Genomic DNA, 15,385 nt, shown 5'->3' with positions numbered 1-15,385 from the left:
GTGTTTTTATCATAATGTTAAGTTTATCTTCATTTACACTTAAAAACAACAATAAACAAGAAGTTATGTTAACATTAACATGGATATGTGCTACATTTGTTTTGCAGATTTCTACAAATAATTTGTTTACATCTGATTATCATGATGGAATATTAGAGCAAATCTTTGTACAGCCACTCTCTTCTAGGCTTATAGTTGCTTATAAAATTTTCGCTCACTGGTTATTATTTGGGTTACCGATTTCAGTAATTTCTTCCATATTCAGCTTTGCAATTCTAGGCAATAGTATTGAACACTCAATAGCAGTTGGAGTGTCTTTATTATTTAATACGCTGATAATCATTAATATTTCAGCTACTGGAAATGCATTGATGATTGGTCGAAACAACTTAGCATCAGGAGTATCGCAAATTCTTGTTTTGCCAATGATAATGCCAACCTTTGTGTATTTTAAAATGCTAACTCAATTTGAAAATTTATCCTTGAATATTTATACACTACTAATCACCATCTTAGTTTTTGTTATTTTGATTGTTAACAGCACCATAACTACTCACATGGCACTAAAATTTGCTGTGGAACAGGATTGAAAAATCTTACTGTTATTCAGTAGACTTCTTGCATAACCTAGAAAAAAGGCAAATAGTTATTATAGATTTAGGTTTATCGACAATTTGAAAAACCTTCATTCCAGCATCCTTCCCTGTCATCCAAGTAGCCCTTCGTTGTCATCCCAGTGTCAAAAACTGGGATAACAGCTAACCTGACAACCGTCATCCCGCTACTTGTTAGCGGCTAAGAGATACCGTGACAGTATGACGGTTCGCGATGGCATGACGATAAGCCTCATCATCCCGCTACGTGTTAGCGCCGCGGCGGCATGACGAGAAAGGGGCTACTTGGATGATACCTTTTTCCTACTTAGTTTGGGTTATGCAAGAAGTCTATTCCTTCATAAGGAGAAGTAGTTAAAGGAATTTACTCTATTTCTCCCTCTTTTTTTATTATTTTTAATCTATAGTTAACGTAAAAGAGATATGCAAAAACTCTATTGATCCATAGTCTGCAAATTATTAATAACACTTACTTTAAAGAACCTCACTTTACGCTGATCTTTGAGCGCTCTTCTGTGGTATTTTGTAAGAGTATAACTTGTGAAATCGTCTTCCCTATAGATTAAAGAGTTACACTGCTTTATATGTGATGCTATCCACTCTGCATAGTCCTGATGATCGGTTGCAATGAATATTTCCCCTGTTATAAGTATTTTTTTTGCTAATAAATTTAAAAATTCCGTATTAATTAATCGTCTTTTATTGTGACTTCTTTTTGGCCATGGATCTGGAAAGAGAATAAAGAATCTTTCAACACTGTTATCAGGAAAATTTGCAATCAATTCTCTTGCATCTTCTGTCCACATTAAAATATTTTTTATGTTCTGTATTTCTATGTTTGTTAGCAAGCGAGAAACCCCCTTTAAGTAGGGCTCACATCCTATAAATAATAGATCAGGTTCATTGAGCACCTGGTAAAGCATATTTTCACCGTTGCCAAAGCCTATTTCTACCCATATTCTTTTTTGTGAATTTACAATTTTCTCTATAGATTCCTTGCTGTTTTGAATAGAATATTTTTCCAATATTTCATCAACATCAGGTTTTAGCCTGGACCTTCTGGAGAACGATCTAATCCACTTGCTATTCTTAAATAGCATATTCTTGATACATATATAATTTTCTCACTATATTTTATATAGCTTAAACAATTCTCGAAATGAGTTAATGAAAAATTACTTGTCAATAATTGTTAATATTATATAATATATGAGTTCTAATAAAGTTTAAGTTAAAGGTATGAATAATAATAATCCAGTCGTAAATCTACCGGTTACTATCAGAAAGCTATCATCAAACAAATTTATAGAAGAGATATGTCAAGGCCAATTTGAAGATCAAGATAATACCTTGTTTGAAGATTCTTTTGTTAACAAAATTAAAGAAGGAGATGTGGTAGAAGGTGTAATTACAAGAATAAACCCTAACGACGTTGTGGTTGATATTGGTTTAAAATCTGACGGGAGAATTCTGATCAAGGAACTCGGTTGTAATGATGAGGTCATTATTGGCTCGAAAATCAGAGTTTATGTGGAAAGAATTGAAGATTATCATGGTAATGTTGTTCTTAGTCGTGAAAAAGCAATTAGGGACGAAAAATGGAATAAGTTGGAAGAAGATACAGTTACAAGGGCTGAAGTAAGCGGAGTTATTAAACGCTCAATTAAATGTGGCTTTATTGTTGATCTTGGTGACGGAATAAGCGCTTTTTTACCGCTGAGTCATGTGGATTTGAAGCAAGTAAAAGATGCGAAGCACCTTATTGAAACTGAACAAAAGTTCATCGTGCTTAAAATGGATAAGAAGCAGGGCAATATTGTAGTATCAAGAAAGCTGGTGTTAGAAAAATTGCACGCTGGTGAAAAAATTAAATTTTTAGAATCTTTAAATGAAGGCGATATAATAGAAGGGAAAATAAAAAGTATCACTCATTACGGTGTATTTGTCGGTATTCATGAATCAGATGTAGTGGGAGTTATAGATGGATTGTTACATATTACAGATATCTCTTGGAGTAGGGTAAGTCATCCGTCTGCAGTTTTTACTTGTGGTCAGACTATAAAAGTTAAAATTATAAAAATAGATAAGGAAAATGCTAAAATTTCCTTGGGTGTGAAGCAGCTAGAAGATAGCCCTTGGCAAGATGCAGAGTCAAAATATCCAGTTGATAGTGTGCATAAGGGTTATGTAACAAGCATAGAAGATTATGGATTATTTGTTGAGCTTAGACCTGGAATTGAAGGTTTAGTGCACTCGTCAGAAATAACTTGGGTTAAGAGTAATTTACCAGTTAGTAGTCTCGTAACAAGGGGACAAGAAGTATATGTAAAAATTCTCAGTATTGACATTGCTAAGAGTAGGATGAGTTTAAGCATGAAAAGGTGTGTAGACAACCCTTGGCAAGTATTTATCAATAAATATCCTCCTGGTTCTATTGTTTCTGGTGAAGTGAAGAATAATACCGGCTCATATGTATCTGTTGCTTTCGGTGATTCTGAAATAGATGAGAACGTAGAAGGGACAATATATGTGAAAGATTTTAGTTGGTCTAAAAATGGTTCAGATGAGATAAAGAAGTATAATGTAGGTGATAAAATAGAAGCAAAAGTAATAAGGGCTAACGTGAATCGGACAAGAATTTATCTTGGAATAAAACAAATAGAGTATGATCCTCTTGAAGAACTGATAAAGAAAGTTAAGGTAGGTGATAAAATACAGGTTATTGTAGGTAAGAGAGAAGATAATCGACTAGTCGTTGAAGTTGAGAACGATGTAACCCTTCTAATAGATCAAGAGCATTTACCAGAGAATAAAAAATTCTCTATATCAGAAAAAATAGAAGTTGAAGTATTGGGTGTTGAAGAATATAACATAGCATTATCTGCTAAGTGATAAGGTTTACTTATTTTGGCTTCATATAAATGGCAACAAAGTCTGATATAATAGCGAGGGTAGCAAAAAGACATCCTTTTTTAGATAAGATTGTTATAGCAGCTATAGTTGATAGATTTTTTGGGATACTTTCAAGCACATTGAAACATCATAATAGAGTTGAAATTAGGGGGTTTGGTTCTTTTTCAGTTAGAAGTTATAACTTGAAAGAAACAAGCCATTTAATGTTACAGAAGTTTACAAAGAATCAATACTTTAAAACATATTTTCGTAGCAGTAAAAAATTATCTGATTTGATAAATGAATAAAAATTTATACCATAAATAAGATGAAAGTAGGGGTTTGAGTTTATACTGTACGATAGAAATTTTTAGCACCATATGCAAGTAGTAGAAATAGTTATACGTAATAACACATATAAAATATCTTGCGAAAGTGGGAAGGGGAATCATTTATTACGCCTTGCTAATAGTTTTGACAAGTTAGTTAGTTCTGTATCTCAAAAAACTGGAGGTAAGGGTTCGGATGCATTAAATTTCTTACTTGCAGCACTAATTCTTGAGGATAAAATTTTAGAATTAACAAAGCGATTAGATGAAGTAAATCAAGAGCGCGAAAAGTATAGAAACGAGAAAAGAATAGAATATACTGAGGTACTAGATAAGGTAAATAAGATTATCACTAATCTTGAGTGCATAAAGGATTAGCTTCAATAAAGCAAGCAATTAAATTGACTATCTGACTATTCAAGCCAGGAGGGAGGTTTGTCTTACGAGTTATGTAACAATATAATTCGTAATCATCAAGATCAACTATTTTTTCGTATTCGATTAGTTCGCTTAAGGAAAATTTATCAAGATATTTCAATGCGAAATGCCCTAAAAGTATATCGGTTTCTTTGCAACCCCTATGCCAGCTTCTATATATTAATTTTCTTCTGAGTAGTGAGGTATCTGTCATTACAATTAAACTTTTTTTAATTTAAAAGTTAAACTAAATACTTGTCAAGCGAGGCGCATTTTAATATACTTAACATTTTGTTAAGATCTAAATATACAGGTGGAATTAATTTCTAATCTTATCCATCAATTTAGCGATGGAATATATTATTTTTTATCATTTTCTTTAATAATTTCTGTCATAGTATTCGTGCATGAATATGGGCATTATGTTGTTGCCAAAGCATGCAAAGTTAAAGTTGAATCTTTTTCCATAGGTTTTGGTCCTGAAATTTTTGGTTTTAACGATAAGTCTGGAACTAGATGGAAATTAAGCGTTGTTCCATTGGGTGGTTATGTTAAAATGCTAGGAGATACTAATGCAGCGAGTGTCCCAGCTGATCAACAAGAATTAACGGAAGAAGAAAAATTGTATTCATTTCATACAAAACCGCGTCATAAAAAAGCAGCAGTAGTTTTTGCAGGGCCTTTTGCAAACATGGTATTTGCTGTTATAGCTTTTACAATATTTTTTAGCATAGCAGGTTATTATCGCACTCCACCGGTGATTGAAAATGTAATCGAAGGTAGTGCAGCTAAGCAAGCTGGTTTGTTGCCAGGTGACACTATTACACAAATCAATGAGCATAAAATAAAATACTTTGAAGATATTTCACGTGTGATAATGTCGAATCCTAAAATAAGAATGGAGATTGAGTATAGCAGAAATAATGAGAAGCACAGGACCAGTTTAACTCCATTAATAATCAAGGACAAAGACGTTTTTGGCAACACAATAGAAAGAGAAACTATAGGGATTATTTCAGTCAATACATTAAAGCAGTCGTCTTTTCTTGGGGCTGTGAGCTTATCAGTAAGTGAAACTTACCACACTATGTGCTTAACGATCAAAGCTCTCTTTCACATTATTGTTGGTAAAAGGAGTATCAATGAAATAGGTGGGCCAATAAAAATCGCAAAGTATTCAGGGCAATCAGCTAAAAAGGGGTTCGTTATGGTTGTGTATTTCATGGCAATTATTTCAGCTAATTTAGCTGCAATTAACTTGCTGCCAATACCACTGCTAGATGGTGGGCATTTATTTCATTATATCATAGAAGCGGTTATACGTAGGGATTTAAGCTTGAAATGTCAAAAATATGCAGCTATTTTTGGTGCTTTAGTGTTGTTTTTGCTTATGGCAACTGGAATGTCAAATGATATTAGGGATCTTTTTTGAAATAAAATATGAAAAAGCTATTTTATATACTGGTAGTGGTTTTTATTTCTTTTCCTGCCCTGCTTGTTGCTTTAGGAACTGCGGAAAAAGTGCAGGTGAAAGATGTCAAATGTATTGGTAATGAGAGGGTAAGCAACCAGACAATAGGGTTCTATATAAAACTAAAATCTGGTGATTATATAAACGACGATGATATAGACTCAATTATAAAAGATCTATATAAAACAAAGTTATTTGCTAGTGTTAATGCTTACATAGATGATAAAAAAAATTTAGTAATAAAAATTCAAGAAAATCCACTGATTAACAAGGTAGTGTTAAAAGGCAATAAGTTATTTAACAGCAAAGAGCTGCTAAGTAATGTGATTCAATCAAAGTCGCTAACTATTTTAACTGAAACAAAATTGCAAAACGATTTAGTGAATTTAGTCACTACTTATAGAAATAACGGTAAGATTGGTGTTAAAATTGAATATGACCTGAATAAGCTTGATGGCAATAGGGTCAATCTAATTTTTAAAATAAAAGAAGGCAAAACCTCTAAAATTAAGGATATAAGATTTATAGGCAATAAAAACTTTTCTGAAAATGAGCTAGAGCAAGTTATCAAAAGACATAGTAATGACATATTTAGTAAGTTATTTAGAGCTATTTTTAAAGGCGGAAATCATTATTCACCGCAATATCTATTGATTAACACAGAATTGCTCGATCATTTTTATTCATCTAAAGGATATATTCAAAATAATATTCAACCAATTGTTGAGGTTGATAATAACAATCAAACAGAGTTAACTTTTTTGATTGACGAAGGACAGCAGTATTTATTTGGAAATAATGAGGTTAATATTGAAACTGAAATTCAGGATTTGAGCCTAAAAGAAGAAATATTGGATTTTATAACAGAGGAAAACGATAAGATATTTAATAGAGTTAAAATTAATAATACAGTAGAAAAAATAAACAAATATTTAAATGAGAAAGGATATATATTTGCAAAAGTTAATCCAGAGTATGCACAACGTGACAATGTTGTAGATGTAACCTACAGAGTGCTGCCGGGTAAAAAGATTTATATAAATCAAATTACAATTGATGGTAACGATCGCACTTTAGATAAAGTGATCAGAAGTAAGCTAAGTGTAGCAGAAGGTGATGCGTACAATATATCTGAGATTCAAAAGTCACGTAAAAAACTAATGAGTAGTGATTTTTTTGAAACAGTGAAAGTAAATAGTTATGCAGTTAATGATAATGCAGTAAATCTTGACTTAAGTGTTAAAGAAAAAAACACTACTTCGTTGTATTTGGGAGGAGGTGTGTCTCTTCCTGGTGGAGCATTGATTAAAATTGACCTCAAAGACCGTAATTTATTTGGTACTGGAAAAGAGCTCTCTTTTGCTCTTGAAAAAAGTCAATACGTATTTTCTACTGATTTAGAGTTTGTTGAAAATAATTTTAACGATTCTGATACGTCACTAGGCATGGGTGTATTTTATGAAAAACAAGATAAACCAAACACTACTTTTGATAGTTGCGATATGGGATTTTTTACAAAGTTATCATATAAAGTCACAGAGAACTTAACTAATTCCCTTCGCTATTCTTATAAGTATAATCATATACACATGGATAATAAGGGTGGACAAGACACCGATATCTCTGAAATAATACTGGACCGAAAAGGTAAACATCAGATTTCATCAGTGGGATACACGTTGGCATATAATAAACTGGATAATCTATATGCTCCAAAAGAAGGGTATTTACTGCGCTTAAGTCAGGATATTTCAGGATTGGGAGGAAACGTGAATTTCCTAAAATCTGAATTCTTATCTTTTTATACGCACCCTATATTAAGCAAAATTGACGATGATATAACGCTACGCTTTAAGATGGCGGCAGGTCATATTTTTTCTTATACTGATGAAAATCTAAACATTGGCCAGCACTTTTTTAAAGGGGGTAATGAGATTAGAGGATTTGACCTTTCCGGTATTGGACCAAGAGCAGAAGACAAAAATAAAAGCTCATTAGGAGGCAAAACTTATTTTAATCTAACACAGCAAGTGGATTTTCCTCTACCAAAACTATATGACTATGCTGGTATCAAAGGCTCACTATTTGTTGACTATGCAACACTTTTTGGCTTAGATGATAAAAATAAGAAGTATGAAGGGAAATACTACGATAGCAAGCTTGCGAGAGTGTCACCAGGTTTTGGCTTTTCAATGCTTTCTCCTTTTGGTAGACTTAGATTGGATTTCGGGTTTCCTTTAGTAAAGGAATCTTATGATATAATACCATCACCAAATGTTAAATTTTCTATTGAAGCGGGGATTTGAATGAAATATATACAGTTATTTATATCAGTTATTGCCTTAATTATTTCCTTATTTGTGGGGTATAAGTTTGTAGGATATCAACCTCAGAACACAAAAGCTGCAATTATCGATAGTGACAAAGTCATCAATGAATCTCTTGCTCTGCAAAATATACAACAACAAATAAAGGAGCAGAATTCTAGATTACAACAAGAATTTGAAAGTGAGTTAGAAAAACTTAAGCCATCAAAAGAAGAATTTGAACTTTTGTCAGAAGAAGCAAAAAAAGAAAAGACAGAACAGTTTAATAAGCACACTGTAAATACTAGAGATAATTACGCTAAAAAAATGTTACATTTAGAAGAAAGCTATAGAGACGCAGTAGAGAGTGTTTTTAACAAGATAAAAGAAGTCGCTAAAAAAACGGCAGAAAAAAACAACATAGATTTGGTACTATTTATTTCAAAAAAGAACCAAGTTTTATACTCCATGGATGAAGTTGATTTATCAGATGTGGTATTAAACAATATAAACAAGAAAATACCTGAATTTGCTTTGAAAGTCATTGAGTAGGCTTATGCAATTTAATATCAGTGATATTATAAAAATATTACCACATTCTTATCCGTTTCTCTTAGTAGATAGAGTTATAGAGTGTGATCCTGGTAAAAGTATAAAAGCAATCAAAAATGTGACTTTCAATGAGCCATTTTTTATTGGCCACTTCCCTGGTCATCCAATAATGCCAGGAGTCTTGATAATTGAATCTCTAGCTCAGGCATCTGCTATATGTGTTCTAGGTAAAGAAACAATAGAAAATAAAGTTGTTTACTTGAGATCCATTGAAAATGCAAAATTCAGAAAGCTAGTTACTCCAGGGGACACATTGATTCTTCAAGCTAACATTCAAAGTGTGTGTTTAGGTGTACACAAATTTAGGTGTATTGCATCTGTTAGCGAAGAAAAAGTTGCAGAAGCAACAATCTCAGCAGTATTGCAAAATAAATAAAATCTTCATCTGTAAGAAACAGCATGTACACTGTATAGTATAGCAATGAAGCTGAATTTCAACATCTCATTTTCTAATCTATATACTCGCAATGGATTAATAAAATTAGATGAGACATTTTTGAATTATATCAAATCATGTGATGAGAGCTTGTTTTGTTCATTAATTGAAGCAAGAGAAAAAGCAGCTTCTTCTTCGATGTCATCCCAGTGTCACCTCCCATCATCCCAGTGTCACCCCCCGTCATCCCAGTGCTTGACACTGGGATCTAGAAAACAAGAAGGACGGTCAGCTACTTGGATGACAGATAGTCAGTTAATAGTAGACCTCTCATATTTACTTGATGAATTTATTGCAAAACTTTTCAATGTTGAAAAAGAAATAGAGAAGCTAAAGAAAAAGCACAATGACTTTGCTGTAATATATAAGTGCAAAAGATTATTTGTCCAACGCTATGCATTGAAGAAATACACTAATGTGGCGAATATAGATATTACTAACAACCTAAGTCATTTTCTCACTTTGCCAACAACAGAAAAAAATTTTGCTGAGCAGGTGATGCATTGGTTTGAAGATAAAGAAAATCACAAAGAAGAAATAGAACTTGCAGCACAATATGCAGTGTGGAGAGTAAAAAATAAACAGAGCATATTATTTAGCATACATAAAAAAATTGACCACGAAAACCTCATACCATTTTCTAAAAAAGAAGTAGACAAAGTTGAAGTGCTGTATTCAAATGAAGTAAAAAGACGATACGGTTTTGACCTAACAAGTGAAAAGGCTAGTTTAGATAAAGCATTGGATAATGCTCATTACTGCATATTTTGTCATAAGCAAAGTAAGGATAGCTGCTCAAAGGGGCTAATTAATGATGACAATACTTTCAAAAAGTCTCCACTTAGAGTTGAACTGCACGGCTGCCCACTAGAGCAGAAAATATCAGAAATGAATCTGGTGAAAAGCGAAGGGTACAGCATAGCAAGTCTTGCAATTGTGATGATAGATAACCCATTATGCGCGGCTACTGGACACAGAATATGCAATGACTGCATGAATTCGTGCATATATCAAAAACAAGAACCCGTAAATGTGCCAGCAATTGAAACAAGGATTCTGGATGATGTGCTCAGTTTACCGTACGGATTTGAAATATATTCTCTGCTCAGCCGTTGGAATCCTTTAAATTTTCAGCGTTCATTGCCAAGAGAAAACACCAGAAAAAACGTTCTAGTTGTAGGCCTTGGTCCTGCTGGTTTTAATTTAGCTCATCATTTGTTGAATGATGGGCATAACGTTATCGCCATTGATGGACTAAAGATTGAACCTTTGATCGATAATTTCCAGCTAATTAAAGATTTCAAACACGAAAAATTGAGTGAACGCACGGCAGATGGGTTTGGTGGGGTGGCAGAATATGGCATTACTTCTCGGTGGGATAAGAATTACTTAAAGATTATTAGATTACTGCTGGAAAGACGTGAGAATTTCGCACTTTATGGAGGCATTCGTTTTGGTGGCACGATTAATGTTGATGATGCTTTCAACTTGGGTTTTGATCACATCGCCCTAGCACTTGGCTCTGGTAAGCCACGAATGATCAAAATAAAAAACATACTAGCTCGTGGAGTACGCATGGCATCTGATTTTCTGATGTCGTTACAACTGACTGGCGCTCTTAAATTCGATTCTATAGCAAATCTGCAAGTTCGCATGCCGATAGTTGTCATAGGTGCGGGGCTTACTGCGATTGACACTGCCACTGAAGCTTTAGCGTATTATCCAATTCAAGTAAAAAAATTTCTTCTTCGTTATGAGATATTAGTTGATAAGTATGGAAAGGACTGTGTTGAAAAAGATTGGACAGAAGAAGAGCACGAAATTGCGAATGGGCTCATATCGCATGCAAAGTTGATCCAAGCAGAGCAAGAATTAGCAAAAAAAGAGAGTAGAGAAATAAAAATATTAGAGTTGATGCAGAGCCTCGGGGGAGTGAAAGTTATATATAGAAAAGAGCTAAAAGATTCACCGAGTTATCGATTAAATAGCGAAGAGGTGCAAAATGCACTGTCAGAAGGAATTTACTTTATTGAAAACTTAGAGCCAGTTGAAGTTGTGACGGATAAATATAACCATGCTGAGTCAATAAAACTGATAGACACAAAATCCGGCGAAATCAAACGTATAAAAGCACGTTCTATTTTTATAGCAGCAGGTACTGAGCCAAATACGGTTATTGCAACAGAAGATGAAAAGCATTTTAAATTAAGTAATGGGTATTTTACTCAATTGAATTCATTGGGAAAAGAAATAGATCCAATATTTTCTCCAAAAATGCAAAATAAAGATAGAATATTAGTGTATAAGCAAGGCAATAAAACAATCAGCTTTTTTGGTGATCTTCACCCTTCGTATAGCGGTAGCGTCGTGAAAGCTATGGCAAGTGCTAAGAACGGCTACCCTATTATTTCCCAGCTTTTGAATAGAGTTAATAGCTTCGTTTCTGTCATTCCAGTGTGTGATGTTGTGGGCCAGAAAAAAAATGCGTGGTCAAGCATTGAAGATCTGGCTAACAAAGAATTCTTCAATAGAATCAAAGAGCAATTCGCTGCAAAAGTCATAAAAGTTCAATATTTAACAGATAAAGTGATAGAAATAGTGATTAAAGCACCTCTTGCGGCAAAGAATTTTAAACCTGGACAATTTTTTAGGTTGCAAAATTTTGAAACCAATAGCAGAAAAACTAACCTTGCTATGGAAGGTATAGCTGTGACTGGCACTGAAGTAGACAAAAAAAAAGGAATTATTTCCACTATTGTGCTGGAAATCGGCGGCTCCACTAATTTATGCAGACACTTAAGAGAAGGCGAGCAAATAATTCTTATGGGCCCAACTGGCAGACCTACTGAGGTTTACTAAGTCTCAATATTAAAGTGATGCCAAATTTTATTTCAAAAAGTAAATAATTTACTAACGCTCGTGCACAAATTAAAAATAAATTATGCACGAGTGTAGCGTTATGAATTAGGAGTGCTATATTAAAGCTTACCTCACTATTAAAGCTATCGGTCAGATTAGATTAAAAACCTAATCTGACCGGTTTCTCTATAACCCTCTAAACTCTGATATAATTATATGATAATTAGTTTAATTAGTGGTTAATATGCAAATTGATTTTATTCATATATTGAGATAGCATAAACCATATTGGTTTTAATTATTGTGCAACTTTATAAATCGTCACTGTTACTTCTACTGACTGTATTAATAGTTATAGTCCTAAAATTACCTGAAAATTTGAGCATTGCAGTAAATTGGTCTCTCCCAATTCTAGATTTTGATTTATCTTTTCGTACCATACTAATATCTTTTTTATCAGTTGCATTTTTAGCTGTTCTACCAGCACAAAATTTGACTTTTTCAGAGATGCTATCTTTTGCTGCTTACACTATTAGTTCACTTTATGCAGTTTTATCTGAACATATGATATTGGTTATAATATTCTGTGAATTAATGACCATCAGTGCATTTTTTATTATCGCAGCTAGCTGTAGAGATAGTGGACCTGCAATAAGGTACGCTTGTGTACACTTTTTCGTTGGAGTTATATTAATAGCAGGATTGGCACTTCAAAGCACTAACCTGATAATTTTGGGTTTATTGATAAACTGCGCTTGTTTTCCTTTTTCATTTTGGGTTGTTGATGCATATCCTGCTGCATCGCTACATGGCACCACATATCTCTCTTTATTTACCACTAAAGTCTCTTTTTTAGTGATGCTTTTACACACTTATAACCTATGGCAAGATTGTACTGAAATGTTAGCGCTTGTAGGCGCCATCACTGCAATTTACAGCATTATATTTGCTTCTCTTGAGCAAAATATTCGTAGATTTTTATGCTATAACGTTGTAGGACAAATGGGCTTGCTGATTATTGCAGGAAGTTTGCTCAGTCCTTCGGAAAAAGCAATACCAATTTTGATACTGCATATAATCTTCTCTCTTGTTTATCAATCATTATTGTTTGTGGTCAGTAATTCGATTATTTCACAAACAAAAACAATTAGTTTTAATGGAGTGGGTAAACTGATGTCAGTGGAAGGCATGTGTGCTATAATCGCAATACTTACAATGGCTGCATTTCCTGGAACCGTTGGATTTATCAGTAAATCATATATCACAGCTGAAATTGAAATGAACACTGTTGCCTTAAAAGGGTATAAAAATTTATATAAGCTTCTAAATTTGCTGCTTTATTTAAGCGTGGGGCTAAAGTTTCTTTATTACTTATTTATTGCAAAAAGTAAGTCAAAACCTTTAGCAGAGAGAGGAGGCAAAATGACTATGATTATTTTAGCATTTATATGCGTAATCGCTGGCAATCCTTACTTACCTATTTACAATAAACCTTCGATTTTCGATTTTGTGTACAACACAAAAAATATTTTGTCGCAATTTAATTTGTTACTATGTACCACTTTATTGTTTATTCCTTTACGCAAGTTATTTTACCCGAGAGTAAATTTTAAAATGGATGTTGATTGGATTTTTAGAACTTTCATATCCTATATTGTCTTGTTGTTCAATCAGTTAGTCTCTAAAACTAGAGAAATGTTTGCCAGCGTAGTGCAAAACTTGACTAATCCACTTACTGGTTTATACTTTAATAATATTACTAAACTTAAAGAAGTGCTGGGTTATAACTCAGTGAGTTTTGTTTCAGCTTCTTCTCTCTTTTTAATGAGTATTCTACTAATGCTATTATGTTTAAATCGTTAACTGAAAGTTTAAATTCTGTATTTAGTAAACTGAGAGGAAAGTCAATCATTTCTGAAGATGATTTTAATCTTGCCATGCGTGAAATACGCATAGCCTTAATTGAAGCTGACGTTTCACTTGAAGTTGCAAAAAAATTCATCAACGACATTAAAGATAAAGTGATTGGGGAAAAAGTCATAAAAAGTGTTTCTCCAGCACAAATGATAATTAAAATTGTACAGGATAATTTAGTTGCAGTTCTCGGATCAGAGAAAAGTGACTTAAATCTAGCAGTTAAACCCCCTGCTGTGATTATGATGGTGGGCTTACAAGGTGCAGGTAAAACAACTACCTCAGGAAAGCTTGCTTTAAAACTAAAAAAGCAAAAGAAAAAAGTGATGCTTGCCTCTTTAGACATTTATAGGCCTGCTGCCCAGAAACAACTTGAAGTGCTAGGTAAACAAATAGATGTGCAAACTTTACCTGTAGTAATAGATGAGAAGCCCATTACAATTACAAAAAGGGCACTGGCAGCAGCAAAGAACGATAATTATGATGTATTAATACTAGACACTGCAGGCAGGCTTCATATTGACAATAATATGATGAATGAGTTGAAAGCCGTAAAGGAAATAGCTTCACCTGCAGAAGTTATTTTAGTAGCCGACGCAATGATAGGCCAGGATGCGGTCAACATTGCCAAATCATTCAATGAGGTAATAGGTGTAACCGGCATTATTCTTACCCGTGTTGATGGTGATGCACGTGGTGGTGCTGCTCTTTCTATGAAAATGATCGCCGATTGTCCAATTAAATTTATTGCTTGTGGTGAAAAATTAAGTGACCTCGATGATTTTTATCCAGATAGAATTGCAAAAAGAATACTTAGCATGGGTGATGTTGTCTCATTGGTTGAAAAAGCTGCTGAGATTGTTGGTCAGGAAGAAATTGATAAGTTACAAAAGAAAGTGAAAAAAGGTAAATTCGACCTAAACGACCTAGTGGGAATGTTAAAAACTCTGAGTAAAATGGATGGCATTAGCAACATAATGAAATTCATTCCTAGTTCATTTACAAAAAAGCTAAGTAGCAGTGTGCCAGATGACAATAAAGTGAAAAAATATATAGCCATCATAAACTCAATGACTGAAAAAGAAAGGCAAAATCCAGATATTTTAAATGGCAAAAGAAGACTTAGAATTTCTAAGGGGTCCGGAACAACTGTAACTGACATTAATCTTCTAATTAAGCAGTATAATCAAATGAGCTCTATGGTAAATAAGTTCAGTAAAGTTGACCATAGTAAACTCAAAGAATCTGATTTGATGGATATGCTAAGCAGAAAGTAAGTCAGCAGGTAGTGGAATGAGACAAATCATCAGTAAACCTTTAGCTATATCAAAAGCGGCTTAGGTCTCGCAAAAAAATTTACAGCTTCTTGCTAGCCAAGAAATTTATTATTAATTTTAAGAAATACTATAGCTGACTCAAGCAACACGTCATACCGCCGCGGTATCTCTAGATCCCGCTAACACGTAGCGGGATGACGAGGCTTACCTTATCGGATTGTTTCAACACGTCATACCGCGATTCATTCGCGGTATCTC

At 33.6% G+C, this 15,385-nt stretch carries 13 protein-coding genes; 11 read left to right on the top strand and 2 right to left on the bottom strand.

Going from position 1 to position 15,385, the window contains the following annotated elements; all coding sequences use genetic code 11:
- Positions 1–590: heme exporter protein CcmB (locus ACIPNH_RS00065; RefSeq protein ID WP_400770749.1), on the top strand; the 590-nt coding region annotated here is incomplete at its 5' end.
- A gap of 458 nt (positions 591–1,048) precedes the next feature.
- Here the strand turns inward: ACIPNH_RS00065 and trmB are convergent.
- Positions 1,049–1,714 (bottom strand): tRNA (guanosine(46)-N7)-methyltransferase TrmB, encoded by a 666-nt coding sequence (trmB, locus tag ACIPNH_RS00060; RefSeq protein WP_012673367.1) that lies wholly within the window; start codon positions 1,712–1,714, stop codon positions 1,049–1,051.
- A gap of 139 nt (positions 1,715–1,853) precedes the next feature.
- On the opposite strand from trmB, the gene ACIPNH_RS00055 reads away from it, so the two are divergent.
- From ACIPNH_RS00055 to ACIPNH_RS00045, 3 genes are all read left to right on the top strand, one after another.
- Positions 1,854–3,506 carry a 30S ribosomal protein S1 gene (locus tag ACIPNH_RS00055; protein ID WP_400770745.1) on the top strand — a complete coding sequence of 551 codons (1,653 nt, stop codon included), beginning with the start codon at positions 1,854–1,856 and terminating at the stop codon, positions 3,504–3,506.
- A gap of 29 nt (positions 3,507–3,535) precedes the next feature.
- Complete coding sequence (locus ACIPNH_RS00050; protein ID WP_010963035.1) at positions 3,536–3,814, top strand: HU family DNA-binding protein; 279 nt, start codon at positions 3,536–3,538, stop codon at positions 3,812–3,814.
- Positions 3,815–3,886: 72 nt separating this feature from the next.
- Positions 3,887–4,213, top strand: a complete 327-nt coding sequence (locus tag ACIPNH_RS00045) for a cell division protein ZapA (RefSeq protein ID WP_010082086.1) — start codon at positions 3,887–3,889, stop codon at positions 4,211–4,213.
- On the opposite strand, the gene ACIPNH_RS00040 is transcribed toward ACIPNH_RS00045, so the two are convergent.
- Complete coding sequence (locus ACIPNH_RS00040; RefSeq protein ID WP_006279484.1) at positions 4,188–4,466, bottom strand: FAD assembly factor SdhE; 279 nt, start codon at positions 4,464–4,466, stop codon at positions 4,188–4,190. The two genes, ACIPNH_RS00045 and ACIPNH_RS00040, sit on opposite strands and share 26 nt — an antisense overlap.
- A gap of 99 nt (positions 4,467–4,565) precedes the next feature.
- Between ACIPNH_RS00040 and rseP the strand changes: the two genes are divergently transcribed.
- The 7 genes from rseP to ffh all read left to right on the top strand — a co-directional run bounded on the left by rseP (position 4,566) and on the right by ffh (position 15,127).
- Positions 4,566–5,684, top strand: a complete 1,119-nt coding sequence (rseP, locus tag ACIPNH_RS00035; protein WP_341814453.1) for an RIP metalloprotease RseP — start codon at positions 4,566–4,568, stop codon at positions 5,682–5,684.
- An 8-nt stretch (positions 5,685–5,692) separates the two neighbouring features.
- Positions 5,693–8,029: an outer membrane protein assembly factor BamA gene (bamA, locus tag ACIPNH_RS00030; RefSeq protein ID WP_400770740.1), complete on the top strand. Its 2,337-nt coding sequence runs from the start codon at positions 5,693–5,695 to the stop codon at positions 8,027–8,029.
- Positions 8,030–8,581, top strand: coding sequence for an OmpH family outer membrane protein (locus ACIPNH_RS00025; RefSeq protein WP_400770737.1), 552 nt, complete (start codon positions 8,030–8,032; stop codon positions 8,579–8,581). It begins immediately after the preceding gene.
- Positions 8,582–8,585: 4 nt separating this feature from the next.
- Positions 8,586–9,017 (top strand): 3-hydroxyacyl-ACP dehydratase FabZ, encoded by a 432-nt coding sequence (gene fabZ, locus ACIPNH_RS00020; protein ID WP_065094742.1) that lies wholly within the window; start codon positions 8,586–8,588, stop codon positions 9,015–9,017.
- Positions 9,018–9,062: 45 nt separating this feature from the next.
- Positions 9,063–11,936, top strand: coding sequence for an FAD-dependent oxidoreductase (locus ACIPNH_RS00015; RefSeq protein WP_400770733.1), 2,874 nt, complete (start codon positions 9,063–9,065; stop codon positions 11,934–11,936).
- Between the two features lie 303 nt (positions 11,937–12,239).
- A complete protein-coding gene (locus ACIPNH_RS00010; RefSeq protein ID WP_264723959.1) occupies positions 12,240–13,799 on the top strand; it encodes a proton-conducting transporter transmembrane domain-containing protein in 1,560 nt (519 codons plus the stop codon).
- On the top strand, positions 13,784–15,127 hold the full coding sequence (ffh, locus tag ACIPNH_RS00005; RefSeq protein WP_151808007.1) for a signal recognition particle protein: 1,344 nt from the start codon (positions 13,784–13,786) through the stop codon (positions 15,125–15,127). Before ACIPNH_RS00010 ends, ffh begins: the two co-directional genes overlap by 16 nt.
- Positions 15,128–15,385: the final 258 nt, after the last annotated feature.

This window comes from Wolbachia endosymbiont of Drosophila barbarae, assembly GCF_044752445.1.
Classification (GTDB): domain Bacteria; phylum Pseudomonadota; class Alphaproteobacteria; order Rickettsiales; family Anaplasmataceae; genus Wolbachia; species Wolbachia pipientis.
Note: the sequence above shows the minus strand (reverse complement) of the source record. Positions and strands in the feature narration are given on the sequence as shown.